Annotated in this window: 22 protein-coding genes and 1 pseudogene; 22 read left to right on the top strand and 1 reads right to left on the bottom strand. The window is 54.5% G+C overall.

The genetic code is table 11. The features are described from left to right. Nucleotides 1–90 precede the first annotated feature (90 nt). From nrdD to brnQ, 5 genes and pseudogenes are all read left to right on the top strand, one after another. Nucleotides 91–204: pseudogene (nrdD, locus tag I2G69_RS05560) on the top strand (anaerobic ribonucleoside-triphosphate reductase); the annotation flags it as partial. Next, nucleotides 185–694 (top strand): anaerobic ribonucleoside-triphosphate reductase activating protein, encoded by a 510-nt coding sequence (nrdG, locus tag I2G69_RS05555; RefSeq protein ID WP_195560384.1) that lies wholly within the window; start codon nt 185–187, stop codon nt 692–694. The pseudogene nrdD and the gene nrdG, both read left to right, overlap by 20 nt. Before the next feature lie 237 nt (nt 695–931). Then, on the top strand, nt 932–1,357 hold the full coding sequence (locus tag I2G69_RS05550; RefSeq protein WP_195560383.1) for a hypothetical protein: 426 nt from the start codon (nt 932–934) through the stop codon (nt 1,355–1,357). A 188-nt stretch (nt 1,358–1,545) separates the two neighbouring features. Beyond that, complete coding sequence (locus I2G69_RS05545) at nt 1,546–2,151, top strand: hypothetical protein (protein ID WP_195560382.1); 606 nt, start codon at nt 1,546–1,548, stop codon at nt 2,149–2,151. Nucleotides 2,152–2,349: 198 nt separating this feature from the next. Continuing rightward, nucleotides 2,350–3,738 (top strand): branched-chain amino acid transport system II carrier protein, encoded by a 1,389-nt coding sequence (gene brnQ / locus I2G69_RS05540; protein WP_195560381.1) that lies wholly within the window; start codon nt 2,350–2,352, stop codon nt 3,736–3,738. A 179-nt stretch (nt 3,739–3,917) separates the two neighbouring features. Here the strand turns inward: brnQ and I2G69_RS05535 are convergent, their stop codons facing one another. Beyond that, the gene (locus I2G69_RS05535) at nt 3,918–5,333 is read right to left on the bottom strand and encodes a TrpB-like pyridoxal phosphate-dependent enzyme (RefSeq protein WP_191448751.1); all 1,416 of its coding nucleotides are present in this window, start codon (nt 5,331–5,333) and stop codon (nt 3,918–3,920) included. A gap of 484 nt (nt 5,334–5,817) precedes the next feature. On the opposite strand from I2G69_RS05535, the gene I2G69_RS05530 reads away from it, so the two are divergent. From I2G69_RS05530 to I2G69_RS05450, 17 genes are all read left to right on the top strand, one after another. Next, a complete protein-coding gene (locus I2G69_RS05530; RefSeq protein WP_087234341.1) occupies nt 5,818–6,594 on the top strand; it encodes an enhanced serine sensitivity protein SseB C-terminal domain-containing protein in 777 nt (258 codons plus the stop codon). After that, the gene (locus I2G69_RS05525) at nt 6,595–7,389 is read left to right on the top strand and encodes a DNA-3-methyladenine glycosylase family protein (protein WP_195560380.1); all 795 of its coding nucleotides are present in this window, start codon (nt 6,595–6,597) and stop codon (nt 7,387–7,389) included. 242 nt (nt 7,390–7,631) lie between these two features. Continuing rightward, nucleotides 7,632–8,570, top strand: coding sequence for a class II fructose-1,6-bisphosphate aldolase (gene fba / locus I2G69_RS05520; RefSeq protein ID WP_087234337.1), 939 nt, complete (start codon nt 7,632–7,634; stop codon nt 8,568–8,570). Between the two features lie 355 nt (nt 8,571–8,925). Next, complete coding sequence (locus tag I2G69_RS05515) at nt 8,926–10,992, top strand: elongation factor G (protein ID WP_191441758.1); 2,067 nt, start codon at nt 8,926–8,928, stop codon at nt 10,990–10,992. Nucleotides 10,993–11,231: 239 nt separating this feature from the next. Further along, nucleotides 11,232–11,765 carry a hypothetical protein gene (locus tag I2G69_RS05510; protein WP_195560379.1) on the top strand — a complete coding sequence of 178 codons (534 nt, stop codon included), beginning with the start codon at nt 11,232–11,234 and terminating at the stop codon, nt 11,763–11,765. 66 nt (nt 11,766–11,831) lie between these two features. Next, nucleotides 11,832–12,371 (top strand): hypothetical protein, encoded by a 540-nt coding sequence (locus I2G69_RS05505; protein WP_195560378.1) that lies wholly within the window; start codon nt 11,832–11,834, stop codon nt 12,369–12,371. A 229-nt stretch (nt 12,372–12,600) separates the two neighbouring features. Next, nucleotides 12,601–13,230: a DUF4830 domain-containing protein gene (locus tag I2G69_RS05500; protein WP_195560377.1), complete on the top strand. Its 630-nt coding sequence runs from the start codon at nt 12,601–12,603 to the stop codon at nt 13,228–13,230. Between the two features lie 158 nt (nt 13,231–13,388). Next, nucleotides 13,389–14,114, top strand: a complete 726-nt coding sequence (locus I2G69_RS05495; protein ID WP_195560376.1) for a pseudouridine synthase — start codon at nt 13,389–13,391, stop codon at nt 14,112–14,114. Between the two features lie 211 nt (nt 14,115–14,325). Further along, on the top strand, nt 14,326–15,438 hold the full coding sequence (locus I2G69_RS05490; RefSeq protein WP_191395920.1) for an ABC transporter ATP-binding protein: 1,113 nt from the start codon (nt 14,326–14,328) through the stop codon (nt 15,436–15,438). A 210-nt stretch (nt 15,439–15,648) separates the two neighbouring features. After that, a complete protein-coding gene (locus I2G69_RS05485; protein WP_087234323.1) occupies nt 15,649–16,734 on the top strand; it encodes a PucR family transcriptional regulator in 1,086 nt (361 codons plus the stop codon). 342 nt (nt 16,735–17,076) lie between these two features. After that, on the top strand, nt 17,077–17,769 hold the full coding sequence (ftsE, locus tag I2G69_RS05480; protein ID WP_087234321.1) for a cell division ATP-binding protein FtsE: 693 nt from the start codon (nt 17,077–17,079) through the stop codon (nt 17,767–17,769). Beyond that, nucleotides 17,756–18,712, top strand: coding sequence for a permease-like cell division protein FtsX (gene ftsX, locus I2G69_RS05475; RefSeq protein ID WP_191362954.1), 957 nt, complete (start codon nt 17,756–17,758; stop codon nt 18,710–18,712). The genes ftsE and ftsX overlap by 14 nt, the downstream gene beginning before the upstream one ends. Further along, nucleotides 18,702–19,958 (top strand): murein hydrolase activator EnvC family protein, encoded by a 1,257-nt coding sequence (locus I2G69_RS05470; RefSeq protein WP_172749721.1) that lies wholly within the window; start codon nt 18,702–18,704, stop codon nt 19,956–19,958. The genes ftsX and I2G69_RS05470 overlap by 11 nt, the downstream gene beginning before the upstream one ends. A gap of 167 nt (nt 19,959–20,125) precedes the next feature. Beyond that, on the top strand, nt 20,126–21,493 hold the full coding sequence (locus I2G69_RS05465; RefSeq protein WP_191441433.1) for a murein hydrolase activator EnvC family protein: 1,368 nt from the start codon (nt 20,126–20,128) through the stop codon (nt 21,491–21,493). Between the two features lie 254 nt (nt 21,494–21,747). After that, nucleotides 21,748–23,181 carry a S41 family peptidase gene (locus I2G69_RS05460; protein ID WP_191362956.1) on the top strand — a complete coding sequence of 478 codons (1,434 nt, stop codon included), beginning with the start codon at nt 21,748–21,750 and terminating at the stop codon, nt 23,179–23,181. Between the two features lie 76 nt (nt 23,182–23,257). Further along, nucleotides 23,258–23,965 (top strand): hypothetical protein, encoded by a 708-nt coding sequence (locus tag I2G69_RS05455; protein ID WP_195560375.1) that lies wholly within the window; start codon nt 23,258–23,260, stop codon nt 23,963–23,965. Nucleotides 23,966–24,185: 220 nt separating this feature from the next. Continuing rightward, nucleotides 24,186–24,608 (top strand): GtrA family protein, encoded by a 423-nt coding sequence (locus I2G69_RS05450; RefSeq protein WP_087234313.1) that lies wholly within the window; start codon nt 24,186–24,188, stop codon nt 24,606–24,608. The last annotated feature ends 48 nt before the right edge of the window (nt 24,609–24,656 follow it).

Raw genomic sequence — 24,656 nt, 5'->3', positions numbered from 1 at the left:
ATATCTAGAAATAAAATCAATCGAAAAAGGAGCTTGATAACAATGGCAACCACCCATGCAACAACGAATTTGGTCGGCGAGGGCGTCGGCTTTGAGAGAATCCGCCGGATTACCGGTTATCTGGTCGGCACGATCGACCGTTTCAACGATGCAAAGCGCGCGGAAGAGCACGACCGTGTAAAACATGGCCTCTCTAAGAATTAGTGGCGTCGTGCCGGAGTCCATTGTGGACGGCAAGGGCATCCGCTATGTGATCTTTACGCAGGGATGCCCGCACCACTGCCCCGGCTGCCACAATCCCCAGACGCACGATTTCGAGGGCGGCTATGTGGTGGATACGGACGGCCTCCTGGAGGAGATGCGGCAAGACCCGCTGCTCAAAGGGGTGACCTTCAGCGGAGGGGAGCCGTTTTGCCAGCCCGCGCCGTTGGCAGAGCTGGCCCGGAAGATCCACGAAAGCGGCCTCGATGTGACCGTCTATACAGGATATACCTATGAGCAGCTCCTGGAACAGCACAACCCGGACACGGACGCGCTGTTGCAGCAGGCGGACGTTTTGATCGACGGCCGCTATGAGCAGGACAAGCGCGACTTGACGCTCCACTTCCGCGGGAGCAGCAACCAGCGCGTGATCGACCTGAACCGCACCCGCGCAGAGGGGCGGGTCGTTGTAGAGCAATTGGACGAAGAATGAACAGCGCCGCCTTGCGGTCCCAAATGTGGGAACGAAGGGCGGCACTTTTTGTAGCCGTTCGGTTCTGTGCGGTGAAAAAGAATGACAGACGGTGGACGTTTAGAGAAATTTCTGCTAAAATAAAAATAAGAACAGGCGATAAACGCCGGTTGATTTTCAGGCAATGAACGATTTGACGGCGGTTGCTTTGCAAGAGCGGTACTTTCTATGGTGCGTTCGAATAGGAAGGTGGACAGGATGAAGAAGTGGAGAAAATTCTTGCTTGCTGCTGCACTTTTGTTGGGGATTTTTTGCATCTGGTTCTTTACGGGAAATACCACCATACAGGGGGACGCCGTCGACCAGTTGGTGATCTCCTCCATCCCACGCATGGACTTGCAAAAGGTGACGGAGGACCCGGAGGACATCCAAGAATTTGCCGGGCGCTGGAACCGGCTCCCCTGCTATCCGTCGCTCCCGCCGTTGGGCAATGGGACCATTGGGCGGTTTTGGTTCCGCACAAGGGAGAACGGCAATGTCCACCGCGTGTTTATCACCGGCTTCCATACGATCACTTTTGATAATCGGCCGTACTATACCCCGGTGGATTTGAGCCAGTGGTTTCCGGAGCTCTACCACTCCTTGGAGGATGTGCCGGAGGAGCCGTTTTCCTATCCGAACTAGAAAACGGTTCCAGCAAGGATTCCCACGGAAAGCCTAAAAGCCAGCATGGTAGCTTTACAGGCAGAGTGGTTTGTGAAAAATATGCACATTAAGAAAAAGGGTTGTAACGCAAAAAAGTGTGTGCTATTTTATAATTAGGAAAAATCATTTTCCTTTGTAATGAACCACATGAGATGGGAGGGAATCCAATGCTTCACATGCAACTCAAACGGAGGACAAACCGTGCGATTTTATCCGCCATGCTCCTGTCGCTCGTTCTTGCGGCGGAAGCCGTTCCCGCACAGGCTGCTGGAAGGGCGGAGCTTGCGATGGATGGAAAGGCGGTCCCTTCCGGCACAGTTGTTGCGCTGCCGGAGGGGTCTGTTGCGGCGTTCTCTTTAAAGCTGGACGGCAGCCTGGGAACGGGCTATACCAGCGGGAACGGCGCGGTGGCACAGACGGGAACGGTCCAGCGGTTCTCCGATGGAGAGGCTGTCTATGCGGTCAAGGCGATTGGGCAGTTGGGCGAGCGTGCTGGTTTGTACATCGATGGGGAAAAGGTCCTGGAGATCGAAATTGCGGCAGGCGCGGCATGCCCCGCCTGCCAAAAGACAGGATGCGCTTCGGTCCAGGTTGAATATGGAGCATGGCATACCGATGGCGGACAGAGGGCCTGTTCCCATTTTGCTTACGGGCAGGATGCCCGCGAAGCGATGGACGCCTACAATGCCTATCGATGTGCAGCATGTGGCGCCGCCTCCCAGCTGAAAACCGGGACAGCGCACCGGTGGATTTGCCACGGATCGCGCGGATAATCCCGAAGAAAGCCAAAAAACACACAAAGAAAGAACCGGAGTCCATTTTGCGGACTCCGGTTCTTTCGAATCATGCCCATCGTCAACTGGCAGGCTTATTCAGCCGAAGAGCAAAGGCCGGGGTTTACCGGACGGATAAAGCGCGGTATAATGGAAAAAACAACCATATCGTCAGGAAAATCTTTGGGGGATTGTGCGATGGAGAAACGGACGTTGAAAGAACTTCTTGTTGTGGCGAGTATGCTGTTTGGCATGTTCTTTGGGGCGGGCAATCTGATTTTTCCAGCTTCCATGGGGCAAATGGCAGGCTGGAACCTTTGGCAGGCGTCCGCTGGCTTCCTGATCACCGGGGTGGGGCTGCCGCTTTTAGGGGTGGCCGCCCTTGGAGTCAGCCGCGAGGATGGGCTTCTGGGATTGAGCAGCCGGGTCGGGAAACGGTACGGGCTTTTCTTTACCTGCGTTCTTTATCTTACGATCGGGCCGTTCTTTGCGATCCCCAGATGCGCGACGGTTTCCTACACGGTCGGGATTGAACGGGTCCTGCCCGGAGCGGGGCAGACCGTGGGACTGGCGGTGTTCTCCCTGCTCTTTTTCGGCGTGGTGCTGTTCTTTTCGCTCAGGCCGGGGGAAATCCTGACGTGGATCGGGAAGGTGCTGAACCCACTGTTCCTCTTCTTCCTGGCAATCCTGGTGGTGCGCGCATTGGTTTCCCCGCTGGGGAACTTCGCAGAGATTGCCCCGTCGGGCGCGTATGCATCGCATGCGTTTTCCACAGGGCTTTTGGAAGGGTATAACACCATGGATGCGCTGGCCGGGCTTGCGTTTGGAATCGTTGTGGTGGAGGCAATCCGCGGGCTGGGCGTCAAGGAACCGGGGCAAGTGGCAAAACGTACGGTATATGCCGGGATTTTCAGTTCGCTGCTGATGGCGCTGATCTATGTGCTGGTCACGGTTGTGGGCGCACAGAGCCGCGGGTTGTTTGACGTGGCAAGCAACGGCGGGGAGGCGCTTGCACAGATTGCAGAGCATTATTTCGGAGGGGCCGGGGCCTTCATCCTGGCGGCTACGATTACGGTGGCCTGTTTGAAGACGGCGGTCGGGCTGGTTACCAGCTGCGGGGAGACGTTCGTGCGGATGTTCCCGGGCGGGCCGTCTTACCGGGTGTGGGCAGTGGTGTTCTGCATCCTATCCTTCCTGATCGCGAATGTTGGCCTGGATGCAATTATCGCTTACTCCACGCCGGTCCTGATGTTCCTCTATCCACTGGCGATTGTGTTGATCCTATTGACACTGTGCGGGAAGGCGTTCCACAACGACCGTGTGGTCCTGCAATGGACGGCCGGCTTTACAGCGGCAGCGGCGGCCTTTGACTTTCTCCGGGCGCTGCCCGAAGGCGTGCGTACTGCCCTGCATCTGAACCCTGTGGTCAGGCTGGCGGACACCTGGATCCCGCTCGCCAGCCAGGGCTTTGGCTGGATCTGCCCCGCATTGGTGGGGCTGTTGATCGGCCTTCTGGTCCGATATATCGGGGGGAAAAAGAACCCAACCGGCGGCGAAAAGGCTGTGCCTTCCCAGACTTCCGTATAAAAATGTTATCCGCATGGGATAGGGCGGCGCGGCGAAGATGCCGCCGCACAACAGGATGCCTTTGCAAACAAAAGCGTGGAAAAAGGGACCGGAATCCACAATCATGGATTCCGGTCCCTTTGTATTTGATTGGATTTCAGGTGTTGAAAGAAGATGTCAAATTCGTTGCCGGTTTCCCATTACCGGCGTGCCGGTGCGGGATCGCGGGCGGGTTCCGCCGGACGGCCGGGGATCTTCGGCAGGGAGTCGAAGCCGGGCTGCAGGTCCGCATCGGTCGGGATGTAGTCGGTCATGGTCTTCTCCATGAAGGAGGTGTAGGCGGCCATGTCGAAATAGCCGGTCCCGGTCAGGCCGAACAGGATGGTCTTTTCCTCGCCGGTCTCCTTGCATTTGAGCGCTTCGTCGATCGCCACGCGGATCGCATGGGAGGATTCCGGCGCGGGCAGGATGGTCTCCACGCGCGCAAACAGCATGGCAGCCTCGAAGACCTTCGTCTGCTCGACGGAACGGGCTTCGTCGATCCAGCCGTCATGGTAGAGCTTGGAGACGATCGGAGACATGCCGTGGTAGCGCAGGCCGCCCGCGTGATTCGGAGACGGGATGAAGCCGCTGCCCAGTGTGTACATGCGCGCCAGCGGCGTGACCTTGCCGGTGTCGCAGTAATCGTATGCATAGAGGCCGCGCGTCAGGGACGGGCAGGAAGCGGGTTCGACCGCGATGAAATACGGGTTCTTTTTGCCCAAGAGCTTATCCTGCATGAAGGGCGCGATCAGGCCGCCGAGGTTGGAACCGCCGCCGGCGCAGCCGATGACGATGTCGGGATATTCGCCGAGGATATCCATGGCTTTTTTCGCTTCCAAGCCGATGATGGACTGGTGCAGCAAAACCTGGTTCAGGACGGAGCCGAGTACATAGCGGCAGCCCTCCGTCGAGGTGGCAAGCTCAATGGCCTCGGCAATGGCGCAGCCCAGGCTGCCGGTCGTGTCCGGGTTATTTTCCAGGATGGCGCGGCCCACCTTCGTGGTATCGCTCGGGCTTGGGATGACATTCGCGCCAAAGGTCTGCATGATGGCTTTGCGGTAGGGTTTTTGGTTGTAGGAACCCTTTACCATGAACACGGTCAGCGGGATGCCGAAATAGCCGCAGGCCTCCGCAAGGGCGGTGCCCCACTGCCCAGCGCCGGTCTCTGTGGTCAGGCTGGTGATGCCCTGCATCTTGGCGTAATACGCCTGCGCGACAGCCGAATTGAGCTTGTGGCTGCCGGAGGTGTTGTTTCCTTCAAACTTGAAGTAGATCTTTGCCGGGGTATCCAGATATTTTTCCAGATCGTATGCGCGGTTCAGCGGGGAGGGCCGGTAGGCTTTATAGATATTGAGCACCGGTTCGGGGATGTCGATGTACCGCGTGGTGCTGTCCATCTCCTGCGCCGCCAGCTCTTCGCAGAAAATCGGATAGAGCTCTGGGGTCTTGACCGGCTCCAGGGTTGCTGGGTTCAACATGGGGTCGGGCTGTTCTTTCATATCCGCACGCAGGTTGTACCATTGCGTGGGCATCTGTTCCTCTGTTAAATTAAATCTGTGTGGAATCTTTGCCATGCGAATTTCCTCCTTTTGGTTTATAGAAACAAAAAAGCCCTTGCCCCATCTTCTGGGACAAGAGCATTCACTCCTGCGGTACCACCCGGATTGCGCCTTCGCGCCGCTTGTTCCGCATACTTCCATACGCGCTCCCTTGGTAACGGGTGGAGTTCCCGTCGGCAGCTACTGGGACTGTCTTTGTCCGTTCGCCCCGCCCTCGTAAGCCCATTCCATAAGCCGCTGCCCGCCGCAATCGCACCGCCTGCGGCTCTCTTTTGAGCGCTTTGCCTATGTACTCTCCTTACTCAACGGTTTCTTTTGTTGATTTCATTATAGAAATGGAAATGCCATTTGTCAAGGGTAAGAAACAAATTTTTTATTTTCCGCTGGATTTTAGGGACATGTGGTGAATAATACAGGGAGAAGAAAGTGTTTTACTTGCAAAATGTGCGTTATAGGGATATAATCATACAAATACCAAATTTTCAGGAGGTACCAATTTATGCAGCTTAACCAACCTGTTCAAAATCCTGCGTTTATCAGCAAACTGAAGCAGTTTGATACAAATAAAACAAGGAAAGACGAACTGGAACTGATCGAAGAGATGCGGAAAATGCACTACATCACCCCGGTGACGCTGGATCCGAGTCCCGAAGAAGGCAAGCCGAACCAGCAGACCCAGGTGAAGTTCCGTGCAGCGACCACCACAAAAGGGGAGAGCTTCTTTGCAATGTTCTCCGACATGGACGAACTCAAGAAATGGGCGCCCGACACAAAGGACGCCATGACGCTCGATTTTACCGAGCTGCGCACGTTGGTCCTGGGCCAAAAGGGGCAGGTCGCGGGCTTTGTGGTCAACCCGGCAAGCCAGAACCTGGTGATCCGCACCAATACGATGGAGCAAATCGCCAATCCGCTCCAGCAGCGGCCGATCAGCCCGGATATGGTGGTGCTCTCCAAGCCCGATCCGTATCCGAAGGAGCTGGTGCAGACGCTGTGCGAATATTTTAAGACCCGCACAGAGGTGCTCAGTGCATGGCTGTTCACGGCGAATTATAAGACCAACATGAATGAGCCGCACCATCTGGTGATCGTGAGCCTGACCCAGGGCGTCAACCACCAGGAACTCTTTAAAGCGACGGTCGATGCCTGCCATAAGGCGATGAAGGCGGGCGAATTCCTGGATCTGATGCCGTCGAGCGGCAAATTTGGCAAACAGGCCATCGAGGACAAGAAGCCGTTCTACCGCAAGGGCATCGACGTGGAGTTGGAAGATTAAATGACCGCCTTGCGCGATTTTGACTTGGGGGCGACGCTGGAATGCGGCCAGTGCTTCCGCTGGGACCGCCAGCCGGATGGCTCCTATTGGGGGACCGCCGGGGGGAAGGCCCTGTGTGTTTCGCAGGACCATATGGAAGCGGCCATGGACGATCCCTTCTGGCGCGCGTATTTTGACCTGGACCGCGATTATGCGGCCATCCGGGAGGCCTTGTCCGCGTCCGGCCCGGTTTTGGCAAAGGCCGCGGCCTTTGCGCCCGGGATACGGATTTTGCAGCAGGACCCGTGGGAAGCGCTTTGTTCGTTTATCATCTCCCAGAACAACAACATCCCCCGGATCAAAGGGATCATTTCGCGGCTGTGCGAAGCCTTTGGCGAGGAGATGGAGCAAGGGGTCCGGTGTTTTCCATCGCCGGAACGTCTTGCCGGCCTGGAGGAAGAGGACCTCGCATATCTGCGCTGCGGATTCCGCGCGCGGTACATACTCGACGCGGCGCGGAAGGTGGCCTCCGGGGAGGTTGACTTAAAAGCCCTGCGGACAGCTCCCCTTGCACAGGCGCGCGAGCAGCTGATGGCGATTGTGGGCGTGGGCCCCAAGGTAGCGGACTGCGCGTTGCTCTATGGCCTGCACCGGCTGGAGGCGTTCCCAATGGATGTGTGGATGAAGCGCGCCATGAAGGAATGGTTCCCCGGCAGGAAACCGGAGGACTTCGGCCCGTATGCCGGCATTGCCCAGCAATACCTGTTCCATTATATCCGCACGGCGCCGCCGGGCGGGCAATCCGTGAGCGCTTAACGTCGTCAAAAAGACCAATTCAAACAACCATCCCGGGCACGGGCGTTTTCGCCCCGTGCCCGGTTTTTGGTCCGATGGCTTTCCATAAGGAGGATACGTTTTGTTGGGTCCGGCCAATTTTTTGCAGATTCGCTGCGGCTTACAAACTCGCCCTTTCTCCGCTTGCTTTTTTGCCAAAAGGTATTTCTTTTTTGTGGAATATGCGGTATAATAAGGGCATCTAAAAGATAGGAGTGATTCCAATGGCATTGGTAAATACCAAGGAAATGTTCAAAAAGGCATACGACGGCGGCTATGCGATCGGCGCGTTCAATATTAACGATATGGAAATCATCCAGGGCATTATGAGCGCCTGCGCGGAGCTGAAGGCCCCTGTGATCCTGCAGGTTTCTTCCAGCGCCCGCAAGTATGCGCACCCGGCCTATCTGGTAAAGATGGTCGAGGCCGCTGTAAAAGAGAATCCGGATATTCCGGTTGCCCTGCATTTGGACCATGGCCCGTCCTTTGAGATGTGCAAGGCTTGCATCGACGACGGCTTCACCTCCGTCATGTTTGACGGTTCCGCAAAGCCCTATGAGGAGAATGTGGAAGAGGCCCGCAGAGTGGTCGAGTATGCACACAAGTACAACGTCACGGTAGAGGCCGAGCTCGGCAAGCTTGCCGGCGTTGAGGACGACGTCAAGGTAGAAGACGACAAAGCACAGTTCACGGATCCGGACGAGGTACAGGATTTTGTAACACGGACAGGCGTGGACTCCCTTGCCATTGCAATCGGCACGAGCCACGGTGCTTACAAGTTCAAACCCGGCCAGAAGCCGAAGCTGCGCCTTGATATCCTTGAGGAAGTTTCCAACCGCCTGCCGGGCTTCCCGATCGTTCTGCACGGCGCCTCCTCTGTCCTCCCGGAGTTTGTGCAGATGGTCAACCAGTACGGCGGCCAGATGCCCGACGCAATCGGCATCCCGGAAGAGATGCTGCGTGAAGCGGCAGCCAAGGCAGTCTGCAAGATCAACGTGGACTCCGACCTCCGCCTCGCGATGACCGCAACCGTCCGCAAGTATTTTGCGGAGAATCCGTCCCACTTCGATCCCCGCCAGTATCTGGGGGTTGCGCGCGACGCCATCCAGGGCCTCGTGGAGCATAAGATCAAGACGGTTCTCGGCTGCGAGGGCAAAGCCTAATTGTAACGCTTCCAATCGAAATGTTTGCCGCCGCCTTTTCCACTGCGGAAAGGGCGGCGGCTTTTTCTATGCATTTTCGGCAGGACGGAACGGCAAAATTTTGGGTTCGGTTTGCGTCCTTTCTTGGGGGAACCCTTGGATTTTCGCGCATTTGGCCAGAAAAAAGAACCCGATTTGTATAAACTATACAGAGAATTGCATACAATTTGTAACTTTGCCAAAAAACTTTCTATTTCGATTCCGTTAATTTTTGCATTTTGGCTTGTAATGTTTGTGAGAATACGATATAATTGTTATTAATTTGATTGAACAATTGTAAAGTTGTACCAATCAACCCCTGAAAGGAGTTTTTAAGGTGAAATTGTACAATGCAAAAGATATTCTGAACATTGCAATTGCGGGGCATAGCGGAGCAGGCAAGACCTCTATCGCGGAGGCCATGCTCTACCTTTCCGGCGCCACAGACCGCTTTGGCAAGGTCGGCGAGGGGAATACGGTATGCGACTATGACCCCGAGGAAATCAGGAGAAAAACAACCGTCAGCGCGGCAATCGCCCCGCTGGAGTGGAGAAATCATAAGATCAATCTGCTGGATGCTCCCGGACTGTTTGACTTCGAGGGGGCCATGTGTGAAGCGGTGCGCGCGGCGGATTCGGTCCTGATTGCGGTTTCCGGCAAGGACGGCGTGAACGTCGGCACGGAAAAGGCAGTTGCAGCGGCGGATGCCCGCGGCTTGGCGAAGATTTTCTTTGTCAACGGCCTGTGCGATGAGAGCGCGCGTTTTTACCGCGTGTTCGAGGATTTGAAGGCCAGTTTCGGCCCCTCGGTTTGCCCGGTGGTTGTCCCGTACATCGAAGACGGCAAAGCAAACATATATGTCAATATTTTGGAATATAAGGCATACGATTACTCGAATGGCAAGCCCGTTGAAGTGGCCATGCCGCCCATGGGCGACCGTTTGGAGGGCCTGCGCACGGCAATCTATGAGGCTGTTGCGGAGACCAGCGACGAGATGTTTGAGAAATACTTCTCCGGCGAGCCTTTTACGCCGGAAGAGGTCATCGTGGGCGTCAGCAAGGGCGTCAAATCCGGCGCGATCTGCCCGGTGTTCTGCGGCGACGCGCTCCTGATGCGCGGTATGGAGCAGTTCCTGGACGGCCTGACCTGGCTGGCCCCGTCCGCTTTGGAAAAGAGCGGCGAGATTGCAGCCGACATCGACGGGAACCCGGTCGAGCTTTCGGTCAATCCGGACGGCGCAACAGCAGCCATTGTCTTCAAGACCATCGCGGACCCCTTTGTTGGGAAAATGTCCTTCATCAAGACCATCTCCGGCAAGGTTGCGACGGACGCCCAGCTCATCAACATGCGCACGGGCAACGTGGAGCGCATCGGCAAGACGGTCATGATGCGCGGCAAAAAGCAGGAAGAGATGGGCTGCATCACGGCGGGCGACATCGGCGCCGTGCTCAAGCTGGGCAACGTCTCCACGGGCGACACGCTGTGCTCCCCGACGCGCAAGGTCACCTTGGATGGAATTACCTATCCGGTCCCGACGCTCTCCATGGCCATCCTGCCGAAAAAGAAGGGCGAAGAGGATAAGGTGGCGCAGGGCCTGTTCCGTTTGATGGAAGAGGACCCGGTCATCAAATTTGAAAACAATGCCGAGACCCATCAGATGGTCATCAGCGGCCTGGGCGAGCAGCATCTGGACGTCATCGTTTCCAAGCTGAAGGCGAAGTTCGGCGTGGAGGTCACGCTGGAGCAGCCGCGTGTCCCGTACCGCGAGACCATCCGCAAGAAGGTGCAGGTCCAGGGACGCCATAAGAAGCAGACGGGCGGCCACGGCCAGTTCGGCGATGTGTGGATCGAGTTCGAGCCCTGCGACAGCGAGGGCCTGGAGTTTGGAGAGCGCGTTGTGGGCGGTTCCGTCCCGAAGGGCTACTTCCCGGCGGTCGAGAAGGGATTGCAGGAGTGCATTGCGCACGGCCCGTTGGCTGGCTATCCGGTGGTAGGCCTGCGCGCCACGCTGTATGACGGTTCGTATCACCCGGTGGATTCCTCGGAAATGGCGTTTAAGACCGCGGCCTCCCTCGCGTACAAGGCAGGTATGCCGCAGGCCAGCCCGGTGCTGTTGGAACCCATTGGCACCCTGCGCGCCACGGTTCCGGACGCGAACATGGGCGACATCATGGGCGAAGTCAATAAGCGCCGCGGCCGTGTGTTGGGCATGGAGCCCGCTGGCCCCGGCAAGCAGACGGTTGAGGCAGAGGTCCCGGTGGCAGAGATGCACGACTTCTGTACATTTGTCCGCCAGGTTACCCAGGGACGCGGCAGCTATACCTTCGATTTTACCCGCTATGAAGAAGCGCCCGCCCAGGTTGCCCAGAAGGTGATCGAGCAGGCCAAGGCGGATGCCGAATAAAGGCTTCCAGCAGGGGCATGAAAAAGCCGCCTTTCCCAGCAGAACGTTTTTGTAAAATTTATGTAAGAGAACCGGCAGCCGTTCCAGTCCATTTCGACTGGAACGGTTGCTTTATTTTTTGCCTAGATTTAACAAAGGGAAAACATGCCTTTAACGCTGCCCATCTATTCTATGTATCGGTAAATTTCGTAGGGAATTGATACGGCTTATCAAAGCCGGATGGGAAAGGTTGTTAAAAAATGGAAGAAAACAAGAAAACATGGAGCGCCCAGAAGAAGGGCGTGCTGATCGCTGCCGGTATCCTGTGTATGTTGCTTTTGATGGGTGCGGGTGTTTTTGCAGGGATGCATTATCAGCAATGGATGGATGCCCCGTATAGCGAGGAGCAGACGTTCACCCCCGATCTCGACGAGGCGGCGCAGGACTGGAATGGCAACACACCGCCGAGCGCAAATGGCGAAGAGCAGGGGATCAAGATCCCGGGCTATGCGTCCATCGCTCTGCCAGCTGGGGAGAAAGATGTTAAGATCCTGCTCCTGAACCCGGAAGAAAACCCTTGCTACTTTATTTTTGAGCTGGTTTTGGACGAGACGGGCGAGACACTGTACACTTCGAAGATGGTAGCGCCAGGCAAGGCCATCCAGGAAGAGACGCTTTCCCGTGCGCTGGATGCAGGTGAATATGAGGCGACGATTAAAATCAGTACCTATTCTTTGGATACCAATACCCAGATGAATGGGGCGAATGTCAAAACAAAGCTGCTGGTTGGCTAACGTCTATTCTGATCCCTTTACAGGGGCATTTAGATAGAGATTTCTACAATAATGGAGGAACAAATTATGAAAAAAGCAATGGCGTTTTGCTTGGCAGCGATGATGGCGGCCGGTATGACGACCTCCGCATTTGCAGCGGCAAAAGACGTGAACCCCGGCAGTGTCATTTTCGATCAGGATTCCTTTACCAATGGCAAAGCCAGCGTAGAACTGGAATACGACGCTGTGGCGGAGCCGACCTATACCATCACCATCCCGATGGGCGTACAGCTCGTCAAGGGCGGCACAACCTCCACGTTCAAGGCGGAAGGCATCTCGAATTTGAACGGCGGCAAGATTGTGCTCTCGATTACCAGCACCCGCAAGTCCGGTATGCCGGATGACTGCCCGGATTTCGCGCTCTATCGCGGCCACAACTATGTGCCGTATGAGGTGCAGGGCTTCTATAAGGACGGTACATCCCACTTTGTCAGCGAACTCAATAAAGAAGTGATGTCCTTTGATGAGGACGGCGAGTACCGCTACAGAGTCATTCCGTCCAAGATCATCCCGGTGACCGGCACCTATTGGGGCAACATCACCTTCCAGTTCGACATTGTTGAATAAGATCCCCTGTGTTTATTAAGCTAAAATCGTTTTCTATCGATTTGAAATCTTGCAAATATCTTCTTTCTTAGATCTTCAACTTCCCCCGAGCACCCGCTCCGGCAAACTGCCGGGGTGGGTGCTTTTTCTTACTGCTGTCTTCCTCAGCGCAGGAAAGGCATGTTTCCCTGTGCTGGCGCATATTCATTAGAGATGAAAAAGCGGCGGCCGCCGCGGGGAGGGATCCGTTATGTTTGTATGTTCCATAAAAGCGGGAAAGAAGAAATGGGGAATTGTAGCGCTGGCGGTGCTTTTGGTAGTCGTAACGGTATTTTTGGCTTTTGGAAAATGGAATGCCACAGCGGATTCTGGAAACGCCAAGGGGTACAGCTGTGTGGCATCCAACAACGACGAGCGCGTTGCCTTTTTAGCGCAGTTCGGCTGGCAGGTGGAGGCGGAACCTTTGGAGATCCGGGATGTGGCCATCCCAGACCCATTTGACGAGGTGTACCTCCAATACAATGCCCTGCAAAAGCAACAGGGGTTTGATTTGGAACCGCTGGCGGGAAAGGTCTGCCGTCAATGGGTTTACGAGGTGACCAATTATCCAGCCGAAACCCCGGTCCATGCCAATCTGCTGGTCTATGAGGACCGCGTGGTCGGCGGCGACATCTGTTCCACGGAATTGGATGGTTTTATGCTCCCATTTGACGCGCTGGGCAGTGGGAATGCGGGCACGGCTTCCTCTGCCGGGAACTCCGCCCTTCCGGAGAGCGCGGTCTCTTCCGGGGCCCCGGTTTCGTCCCAGGTGCCGGTTGTGTCCGAGGCAGCTCCCGTCTCCTCTTCGGAGATTCCCGCGAATGCCTGGCCGACGGACTGAGGGAAAGGCATAGCACGATGCCGCAAAACGTTCGCGGCATCGTGCCATGTTCGTGCGTTTGGCCAGCGGGAGGATTTTGCTCTTTGCGGAAAGAACGATTGTATTCGCGGGGGAAAACCGATATAATAGAGGAATCAAATTTGGATGGATGTGAAAACATGCCAAAGGAACGGTTGGACAAGGTATTGGCTTCGCAGAATATCGGGAGCCGGAAGGAATCCGGCGCGCTGATCCGGCGCGGTGTGGTAACCGTCAATGGGCAGGTGGTGCGCCAAGCGGACAGCAAGGTGGACCCGGAGCAAGACGTCATCACCGTGGGGGGACAAGCGCTCCATTTCCAGCGGTATTCCTATATTATGATGAATAAGCCCGCAGGGGTGCTCTCGGCGGCGCGGGACGCACGCCAGGAGACCGTGTTGGATCTTTTGCCCCCGGAGTTGAAACGCCGCGGACTTTTCCCGGCAGGGCGGTTGGACCGCGATACAGAAGGGCTGCTATTGATTACGGACGACGGGGATTTCGCCCATCGGATGCTGGCGCCAAAGAGCCACGTCTATAAGCTTTACGAGGCGGAACTGGACCTTCCGGCCACCCAGGAAGACGTCAAAGCCTTTGCCGCTGGAATCGAATTGAGCGACCGCATATGCCTGCCCGCGGAGCTCCGGCTGTTGGATGCTACGCGGGTGCAGGTGCAGATCTGCGAGGGCAAGTTCCATCAGGTCAAGCGCATGTTCCACGCGGTTGGAAAGACCGTGTTGCACCTCAAACGCCTGCGTATCGGCGCGCTGGAACTGGACCCTGCGTTGGCCCCCGGGCAGGCGCGTCCGCTCTGCCCGGAAGAACGGGACAAGATCTTTCGTGCGAAAGATTCTGTAGCGCTTTAAGAAAGCATTTGTCTTTTAGCGGATTTTCATAAAGGTGTTGTTGCATTTTTGGGTAAAAATCGCCTGTTCAAATAGGGGGGCATCTGATATGATAAGGACTAGCCCCGTTTTTTGACATAGGGACGGGACGCTTGTTTTTCATCGTTGCAGAGGGAAACAGGGTTCTTGACGGAATACAAGGAAAAGACTCGCTTTTTGGAGGATTTGTAATATGGCGAACATATCATTGAGGCATGTTTGTAAGACGTTCCACAATGGAGTGGTAGCGGTGCGGGATTGCACATTGGAAGCGGCCGAAGGGGAATTCCTGGTTGTGGCGGGTCCGGAAGGCTCCGGAAAGTCCACTTTGTTTCGGCTCATTGCCGGCCTGGAAACGCCAACCGAAGGGGATATCTATATCGGCGGCGTGGTGGTGAATCAGCTTTTTCCGCAGCAACGGGACATCGCGATGGTCCTGCCGAACCACGTTCTCTATCCGGAGTTAACGGTCAAGGAGAACTTAGCGTTCCGCCTAAAAATGCACCGGATGCCGGAGGCAGAGGTGGAACGGCATGTGCAGGAGGTTGCCGGCTTGTTGCAGATCGATCCGTTGCTGGACCGGAAGCCGGGCGCGCTTACTTCCATGCAACAGCAGATGGTAATGCTGGCCCGGGCCATGGTGCAAGGGCATAAGGTCCTCCTTTTGGATGAGCCATTTGTCCATTTGGACGAAAAACTGCGCGCGCAAATGGGGAAGGAGCTTCGCGAACTTCATAAGCGGTTGGGGATCACCATCCTTTATGCAACGAAGGATCAAGCCGAAGCGGTGGCTTTAGGGGACCGGATTGCCGTAATGAAGGAAGGCTTTATCCAGCAGGCAGGTGCGCCGGAAGAACTCTATGCGTCCCCGGCCAACCAGTTTGTGGCGGGCTTCCTTGGCAATCCTCCGATGAATTTCCTCAATGTCAAGGTGGGCGCGGACGGTTCGGATTATACGTTCACGTTCGGAAAGAGTGCCGTGCGTATGCCGCAAGGCTGGGATGAAACCGGCGTTTTGAAGAGCTATGTGGGCAAGAACGTTGTCCTGGGGGTGCGCCCAAAGGATGTCCATGACGATCCCGCCTTTGTGGAAAAAATGGAAAAGGGCGTTGTAAATGCAGAAGTCGAGGTTATGGAGTCCGTTGGCGGGGAATCCTATCTCTATCTGACGTGCAGCGGACATTCCATCACAGCAGGGGTTGACGCAGATGCGATGCGGCAGAGCGGCGAACAGATCCAAATCGCCTTTGATATGGAGAAAATAAAGCTTTTCGACAGCGATACAGAGCATACGATTTGGCGTTGAACAGGCTTTCTGTGGCTTGGGAAAGCTCAGCTAGAAAAATAGCCCTCTGAAATATGAACAAATTGTAAATTACGCGGCAATTTCCACAAAAAAATTTTTTATTTTGTGATATATAGTTGAAATGTGTGCTGCTTTTATGTAAAATATATGTAGCCTTTTTATAGAATCCACCATCAAGATTAGCAAATATAGATAAAGTGAGGGAGCAGCATGTCAAACAGACTATTTCAAGGGGTTATTCACCAGATGAGGGACGCTATTGACCGCACAATCGGTGTGATCGACGAGACGTCCGTCATTATTGCCTGCAGCGAGCTGGGGCGGATCGGCGAGGTCAACGACAGCATTACCGCCGATGTCTTGGCAGCTCCGGGAACCTTTGTGGTGAATGGTTACACCTACAAATCCTTTGGCAGCAGGCCGCGGCCGGAATATGCGGTGTTTGTCTCCGGTTCAGACCCGGAAGCCAGCCGGTATGCATCGCTGCTTGCCATCTCTTTGAGCAGCATCAAACAATACTACGATGAAAAGTATGACCGCAGCAACTTTATTAAAAACGTGATCTTGGACAATATCCTTCCCGGCGATATTTATCTGAAAGCGCGGGAACTGCGCTTTAATTCCGACGTCAGCCGGGTCTGCATGTTGATTAAGATTACAAACAAGTCCGATATTTCCGCTTACGATGTGATCCAGAACCTCTTCCCGGATAAGAGCAAGGATTTTATCATCAACATCAACGAGACGGACATTGCGTTGGTCAAGGAGATCCGGGCGGGCATTGAACCGAAGGACTTGGAAAAGCTGGCCGGTTCCATTGTGGATACCCTCTCCAGCGAATTTTATACGCATTGCGTGGTCGGCATCGGCACCATTGTAGTTGGCATCAAGGATTTGGCCCGTTCCTTTAAAGAGGCGCAGGTTGCTTTGGAGGTCGGCAAGGTGTTCGATACGGAGCGCGCCATCGTCAGCTATGACAATCTGGGCATTGCGCGTCTGATCTATCAGTTGCCGACGACCCTGTGCGAAATGTTCCTCAAAGAGGTCTTTAAGCGCGGCTCGATCGAGTCCCTGGACCACGAGACGTTGTTTACCATCCAGCGCTTCTTTGAGAACAACCTGAATGTCTCGGAGACGTCCCGTAAGCTGTTTGTACACCGCAATACGCTGGTGTACCGCTTGGAGAAGATCAAGAAGATCACCGGTTTGGACCTGCGCGAGTTCGAGGACGCAATCGTCTTTAAAGTGGCGCTGATGGTCAAAAAGTACCTTTCTTCGAATCCGGTCAAGTTCTAATAGAGGGATTTTTGCCGGAGGTTGTCGGAAGCTTAAAAAATTACAAAAATATTACAAATTATTTCTTTTTAAAAACAATAAATGCAGCACCCATTGGTATTATGTAAACATGCCGGTGGGTGCTGTTCTGTGTATAGAAAACGGCCTGTTGAAACGGCTTACAGCCGCACCGGCTGGGCAAATATGGTAATTACGCGGGGATGGAACATCCCGTTTCGAGATAGAAACCATCGTGTGCTTTGAAAACCGCACGGCGTTTTGATAACCGGTCTTTTATGGTCCAAGGGGGATCTGCGCCCTTGGCGCGGTTTTTATGCACCGCAGGGCTTTGGGAGAGAGAAAATGATTGAATTTAAAAATGTGAGCAAGACATATAGCAACGGGACACATGCACTGCAAAATGTGAATTTGACCGTTGCAGACGGGGAGTTTGTATTTATCGTAGGCTCTTCCGGCGCCGGAAAGAGTACGTTCTTGAAATTGATTATGTGTGAGGAAACGCCCAATGAGGGCGATATTATCGTCAACGGCACCCATATTACCAGCCTAAAAAAGCGGGAGATCCCGTATCTCCGGCGCATGATGGGCATCGTTTTCCAGGATTTCCGTTTGATCGATAACATGACGGTCTATGAAAACGTGGCCTTCGCTATGCATGTGATCGGGGCCACACAGAGCGAAATCAAAAAGCGCGTGCCCTACATATTGAGCCTGCTAAATTTGCAGGATAAGCAGAAATGCCGCCCGAACGAACTCTCTGGCGGCGAGCAGCAGCGTGTTGGGCTTGCGCGTGCGCTGGTCAACAACCCGAAGCTCATCATCGCAGACGAGCCCACCGGGAATATCGACCCGGCGCTCTCGTTTGAAATTGTCGACCTGCTCAGCGAGATCAACCGGAGGGGGACCACCATCCTCATGGTGACGCATGAGCACTCTTTGGTCAAGCACTTCCATAAGCGTGTGGTAGAGATTCATGACGGCCGGATCGTGGCCGATACAGCTTCGATGGAGGTGGAACCAGATGCGCAAGATTAAAACGGTACGTACCCAAAAGAAACGGTCCGGTTCCCGGCTTTCCAGCTTGGGGTACTTGCTGAAAGAGGGCGTTAAGAATATTTGGAGCAACCGGACCATGAGTTTCGCCTCCGTTGGCGTGCTGGTTTCCTGCCTGCTGTTGACGGGCGCGGCGGTGCTCTTTTCCATGAATGTGGATGTGGCGATGAAGTCGCTGGAGGGGAACAACTCCACGACGGTCTACCTTCAAGAAGGGCTGCCCACCTTGACCAGCCTCCGGGTGGGGCAGGAGATCAAGCAGCTGGACAATATTGAAGAATGTGAATTTGTCTCAAAGCAGGACGCTGTGCAAAATATGTTGGATATGCTGGGCGACGACGGCACCGTATTGGAGGGCCTTTTGGGGGATGAAAATTTCCTGCCGGATGCGTTCCGCATCTCGATGAAGGACCTGAATCTGTATGATGAGACGGCGGCGCAGATTGAAGCGATCAATGGCGTGGACGAGATCATCGATTATTCCGACATCGCGGAGCAGCTCACCAGCTTGGACAACCTAGTGACCTCCGTAGGCTTTTGGATTGTCCTGATTTTGAGCCTTGTTTCCCTGTTTATCATTTCCAATACGATCCGTGTGACGATGTTCTCACGGCGGTTGGAAATCAGCATTATGAAATCCGTGGGTGCGACAAACTGGTTTGTCCGGGTCCCCTTTATCGTGGAAGGCGTGATTATCGGCCTCCTGTCCGGCGGGGTGGCCAGCGGGTTGCTGGTGCTCGTCTATAACAAGCTGGTGTCCTCCATTGCGTCGATCCCCTTGTTTTCGCCGGTGGACATCGGGCCCATCACTTGGCGCATTACTCTGATCTTTATGTTGGCCGGCGCCTTGTTTGGCGCCCTGGGCGGCCTGATTACGCTCGGTAAATACCTGAAGAAAGAAGGAGGAGATTTAGGTGGCCTGTAAGAAGAGATGGCTCAAGGGGTTTGTGGCATTGGTATTGGCGTTTTCCGTATTCTGCGCGCCGGGCGCGATCCAGCTGCATGTGGATGCAGCCTCGTCCGACCAGCTTTCCGATCTGCAACAGAAGCAAAAGGACTTGCAGCAGCAGAAGCAGGAGTTGGCCAAGCAGCAGGCGGCAACCGACCAGAAGCTGGCCAGTTTGAAGGCGGATAAAGAAAAACAGCTGGAATACAAAAATACACTGGATCAGCAGATGGAAAATCTTCAAAGCCAGATCACGGTGCTGAACGAGCAAATTTCCACACTGGATCAAAACATTACGGAAAAAACAGAGCAGATTGCCGACAAGCAGGCCGACATTGACTTTAACTATGAGCAGCTAAAGGAACGCCTCTGTGCCCTGTATAAGACGGGCGAAGCGAGCAACTTACAGATCCTTTTGAATTCCGAGAATGTGATGGATCTTGCCAATAAGACCCATCTCTTGCAGGTAATCACCGAGCATGACACAGAATTGATCAATACGCTCAAAGAAGAGTTGCAGTCCATTGCAGACGAAAAGGCGGAGATCGAGCAGAACCGCCAAGAGGTCGCCGCAGCGAAGACGGAGCTCGATAACAAGCGCAACGAATTAGGTACGTTGGAAAGCGAGGCCCAGCGCGTGCTGGATGAGCTGACCGCAAACGAGCAGTCGATGCAGTCGGAGAGCGACAGCCTTGCTGCGGAACAGAGAAGGATTGAGCAGGAAGAGGCACAGGCTGCCGCGGAAATCGACCAATGGTGGGCGGATTATTATGCCTCCCAGAACAGTGGAAGCAGCGGTGGGAATAGCGGCGGAAGCAGCAACACCACGGCGCCAGAGAGCTATGTAGGCGGGCAGTTCACCTGGCCGGTGCCGGGCTATACGCACATTTCCTGCGGTTACAGCAGCGGCCATAAGGCCATCGACATCAACCGGACCAACGGAAAGAGCATTTCCGGCGCGCCGATCGTGGCGGCAAACGGCGGTACAGTGGTTGTGGCAGGCTGGCATTACAGCTATGGCAACTATGTGATGATCGACCACGGCGGTGGATATTCGACCTTATACGCCCATGCGAGCAGCCTGGCGGTCAGCAAAGGGCAAACCGTGAGCCGCGGGCAGACCATCGCCTATGTTGGCAGCACCGGGAATTCGACGGGGCCGCATCTGCATTTTGAGATTCGTGTCAACGGCGTGCGGAAGAACCCGTTCAATTGGTTCTCTTAATTAGAAGCGCATTTTAGACAGGCATGTCCTTTTGGGAAGGGGCGCCCGCAGCGGCGTCCGCAGATCCGTCGTTGCTTGCGGGTGGCAGGCCCTGCGGCGGATGGGATTTCCGGCGGGACATGCCTGTTTCAAATCGGATAAAAGGGGTTGTGCAAAGGAGGGAATCCATGAAGCAGTCAAAAAAAATCCGGCGCGTGGCCGCGGTTCTGGCGGCGGTAGCTGTGCTGTGCTCCTCTACCACGTCGCTTCGGTGCGCTGACGCGGCCGTTTCCGAGGGGGATCTGGATGCACTCCAGCAGGAACAGCAGGAGCTGGAGCAGCAGCGTGAGAAATTAGAGCAACAGCAGGAAGCGACGAAAGCAAAGCTGGACCAACTGCGCGCGGATAAGTCAAAGCAGCAGGAATATAAGGCAACCCTGGACAGCCAGATGCAGAATGTCCAGAGCCAGATCAATGTTTTAAACCAGCAAGTTTCAACACTGGACACCAGCATCCAGGAGAAGACGGCACAACTTTCCGGCAAGCAGCAGGAAGTCAATACGACCTTTGATGAATTGAAAAAGCGCTTGTGCGCAATCTATAAGACAGGGGAAGCCAGTACCCTACAGATCCTCCTAAGTTCCCAAAATGTAATGGATCTGGCCAATAAGACCTATTTGCTCCGCAGCATTACGGAGCATGACATCGCATTGATCAATGGACTCAAGGAAGAGATGCAGGGGATTGCGGCGGAGAAAGCGGAGATTGAGCAGAACCGGGCCGATCTCACCGAAGCGAAGAGCACCTTGGATCAAAAGCGCACCGAATTGGGGGCGTTGCAGAGCGAAGCGCAGAATGTTTTGGACGGCATTGCCAATCAGGAACAGGGTATCCTGGCGGAGAGCGACGCGCTCTCCATGGAGGAAGAGGAGATCCGCCGGAGAGAAAATGAGGCCGGCGACCGGATCGACCAGTGGTGGGCCGATTATTATGCGGAGCAGAAGCGCCAACAGGAGGAGCTCAAACGCCAGCAGGAGGAAGAGCAGCGGAAACAGCAGGAACAGGCGCAGCAAAACCAAGAGGAAAGCGAAAGTTCCACACAGCCGGTGGAAGAACCCGAGCAGGAATCCTCCGCGCCACCGGTTGTGAACGACGCCCCTCTGGAATACGTGGGCGGGCAGTTTACTTGGCCAGTGCCGGGATATACCCACATTTCCTGCGGCTACAGCAGCGACCACAAGGCGATCGACATCAACCGCACCAATGGAAACAGCATTGATGGGGCGCCGATTGTGGCGGCGAACAGCGGAAAGGTAGTAAAAGCGGGCTGGGACAACAGCTATGGCAACTTTGTGATGATCGACCACGGCGGCGGCTACTCCACCCTATATGCACACGCCAGCAGCTTGGCAGTGAGCACGGGCCAGCAGGTGGAACGGGGCCAGACCATCGCCTATGTGGGCAGTACAGGCGATTCTACAGGCCCGCATCTGCATTTTGAAGTGCGCGTCGACGGCGTCCGGCAGAACCCATTCAATTGGTTTTCCGCAGGTTGACCGGCAATGGTTAACAGCGGATGGGACCGTTGGAGCGGGCAATATATGGCTGGAAAGGGCCAAAAACGGGTAGGATTGACAGAAAATTTACATTTGGCCGTATAAAAAGAAAACGAAATCCGGTATGATAGTAAAAAAGGCCGGGGACACATGAACAGGCTCCGCCGGAATCTTTTTCAGGGATGAAAGGGTTCTTGGAATATGGATGCGGGGCGGAAAGATGGAAATACCTGCATAGTAAGGAATGATATGTGATGGGTAAGAAAATATCTCTGGGGGCGGCAGTTGCTGTTGCTGGGATCACAGCGGCGGTCACCGTATCCCTGACATACGTATACGCGATGAACAGCTTCAATGAAAAGGTGGCCGACGTCAACGAGCGGCAGGCGATGTACACAAAGCTCAGTGAGATCGACCAAAAGGCGCGGCAGGACTACGTCGGTGAGATTAACGAAACGCAGTTGACCGATGGCATTTGCGCGGGATATATTGCGGGGTTGGGCGATTTACAGGCCCAGTACATGTCCGCGGAACGGTATAAGACCTATCAGACCGGCACGGCGGGGAAAAACACCGGCGTTGGGATTAAAACAGTCATGGACGAGGACGGCAACATGGAAGTCATCCAGGTGATGCCGAATTCCCCCGCGGAGCAGAGCGGCATCCGAAAGGGCGATACCATCGTCTCGATGGACGGCCGCGAGATTGTCCGGATTACGTATGGCGACGCGCTCAACCGCCTGGACGGGACAGCCGGAACGACCGTCACCCTGGGGATTTACCGCGCAGCCCAGCCTACAGAAGCCGCTGCGGAGAGCGAGAATACTGTTGCGGACGGCACAGACTCGTCTGGGACGGAACCGCAGGGGGAGTATCTGGAAATCACCGTTACCAGGGCGGAATACACCAAGCAGAGCATTACTTCGTCCGTGATCAACGGGAATGTGGGATACATCAAAATCTCTGAATTCAACGACAGCAGCGTCGAGCAATTCAATTCCGCCCTTTCCTCGCTCAATAAGCAGAAAGTAGCGGGTTTGGTAATTGACTTGCGGAACAATTCCGGTGGCAGCGTGGAGGCGATGGCGTCCATGCTGGACACCCTGTTGCCGGCGGGCAACCTGGTGACCACGCAGGATAAGAATGGGCAGACGACGGTGGAATATACATCGAAATCCAACGAGATTGCGCTTCCGATCAGCGTCATTGCAAATGAGACCACCTTTGGCGCAGCAGAAATTTTTGCTGCGGATATAAAGGAATTCAAAAAGGGCCTGGTTGTCGGACAACCGACGGCGGGATATGGCACAAAGGACGAGGTCATCCCCCTTTCGGACGGTTCTGCGATTACGCTTTCCGTGGCGAATTATTTGACGCCGGGAGGGACCGTGTTCAACGGCGTAGGGATTGCCGCAGATATATCCGCCACCTTGACCGAGGAGCAGATGGACTTGCTGGCGCGCGATGAACTAGCCCATACCGATGATGCGCAGCTGCAAGCCGCCGTCAGCGCATTGGTACGCCAAGGGGCGGCAGTTGCAGAAATCCCCGGGACGCAGAGCGCGCAGGGGACGGACGCCATCCCGGAGGAGGCCGGGGAAGGTTCGGCAACCGGTGAGGACGCCGCCTCTTCGGAAGGGACCCAGCCGACGGAAGAAAGCAGTACGTCCAGCAGCACGGCAGGATAAACGTTTTTCCTGGGAAGCACAAGGGGTTGCCAGAAAACCAGAAGATGTAAGAAGGTATCCCCAGCCGTGTGCGGGTTTGGTGAATTTTGCAGAGAGAGGTTTTTCTCTCTTATGGCTGCCTTTTGGAAAACCGCCCTATAAAGAAGATAAGGGGTCTGCTTGGAAGCAGAGTAGCCTTATGGCCGTAAAAAGAGCGAAAAGCCCGTGCAGGGAGATAGAAAAAATGGAACGAAAAGAGGAATATCTCTTTTTAAGGGAAGAAATCATGAAAAATAACAGCGCTGCGGAGAGTTACCGGAATGTCATGTACACGGTGACGATCGCTTTGGTGACGATTGCATTTAGTCAAAAGGAACCATTGCTGTTCCTTTTGCCGCTTTGCATTATCCTCCCGGCCTATAAAATCATTATAGATAAATTATTGGGAATGTGTAGGATTGCAGCCTATTTGATCGTATTCTTAGAGGGCAAGGCTTTTCAATGGGAGACGAATTTATACCACTATGACAAGCTGTTTTCCAAGGGAAAGGCATCTATTGACGCATACTTATATTATGGGATTACGGCTTGCTGTTCTCTATTGGCAATGATACGAATCGATTTTTCGAAGATGCTGGATGCCGCAAATTTGTTCCGTATGGCTGTCATTGTGATCACAACAATCCTTTGCTTTGTAATCATTCGAAAATTGGATATTCGTTACCTTCAAGCGAAAGAAAAGTACATAGATGGATGGAAGAAGGTAAAAGAAGCCAAAGCCTCTGGACAAAATGGAAGCTTTTAGAGGTGAGCGGCATGAGCGCTGTTGCTTATCCGTTTGGAAAACCGTTCACTTTATAAAAAACCTCCAGATCTGATAGAAAAAGGATACCCCCTCTTCACAGCCTTAGCTGTGAAGAGGGGGTTCTTTGGACAGCATCTGAAAAGTATGAAAGCAAAAATCTGCCTTGCAAGCCGGCGGATAGAATGATAAACTATAAACATACGAAAAGGATGGGATTCATGTGGAAAAGCTGAAAAAAATTTGGCGGTTCTTGACTGCCCCAGAGATGCTTCTGTACATTTTGTTCGGCATCCTGACCACGGCGGTCAATATCCTTTCCTTTGGGCTGCTGCGGGATGTCCTGCAATGGCAGTTGCTGACGGCCAATACGCTCGCGTGGGTGCTCTCTGTCGCGTTCGCCTTCCTCACCAATAAGGTCTTTGTGTTCCGAAGCAAAAGTTTTGCGGCCAAGTTGGTGCTGCGGGAGCTGGTCTCCTTTGTGGGTGCGCGCCTGTTTTCCCTCGCGGTGGATACCGCAGGCATGTGGCTGCTGGTGGACGTTCTCACCTGGAACGACTGGCTGGCAAAAGTCCTCATGAATGTCATTGTAATTGTTCTCAATTATGTGTTCAGCAAACTGTTTATTTTCAAACGCCCGCAGTAGAGCGCATTTCCCCAATATCATCAACGGAGCGCAGCCAGCGCCCCGGCC

It is taken from the genome of Anaeromassilibacillus sp. D41t1_190614_C2 (assembly GCF_015558525.1).
GTDB lineage: Bacteria > Bacillota > Clostridia > Oscillospirales > Acutalibacteraceae > Anaeromassilibacillus > Anaeromassilibacillus stercoravium.
Note: the sequence above shows the minus strand (reverse complement) of the source record. Positions and strands in the feature narration are given on the sequence as shown.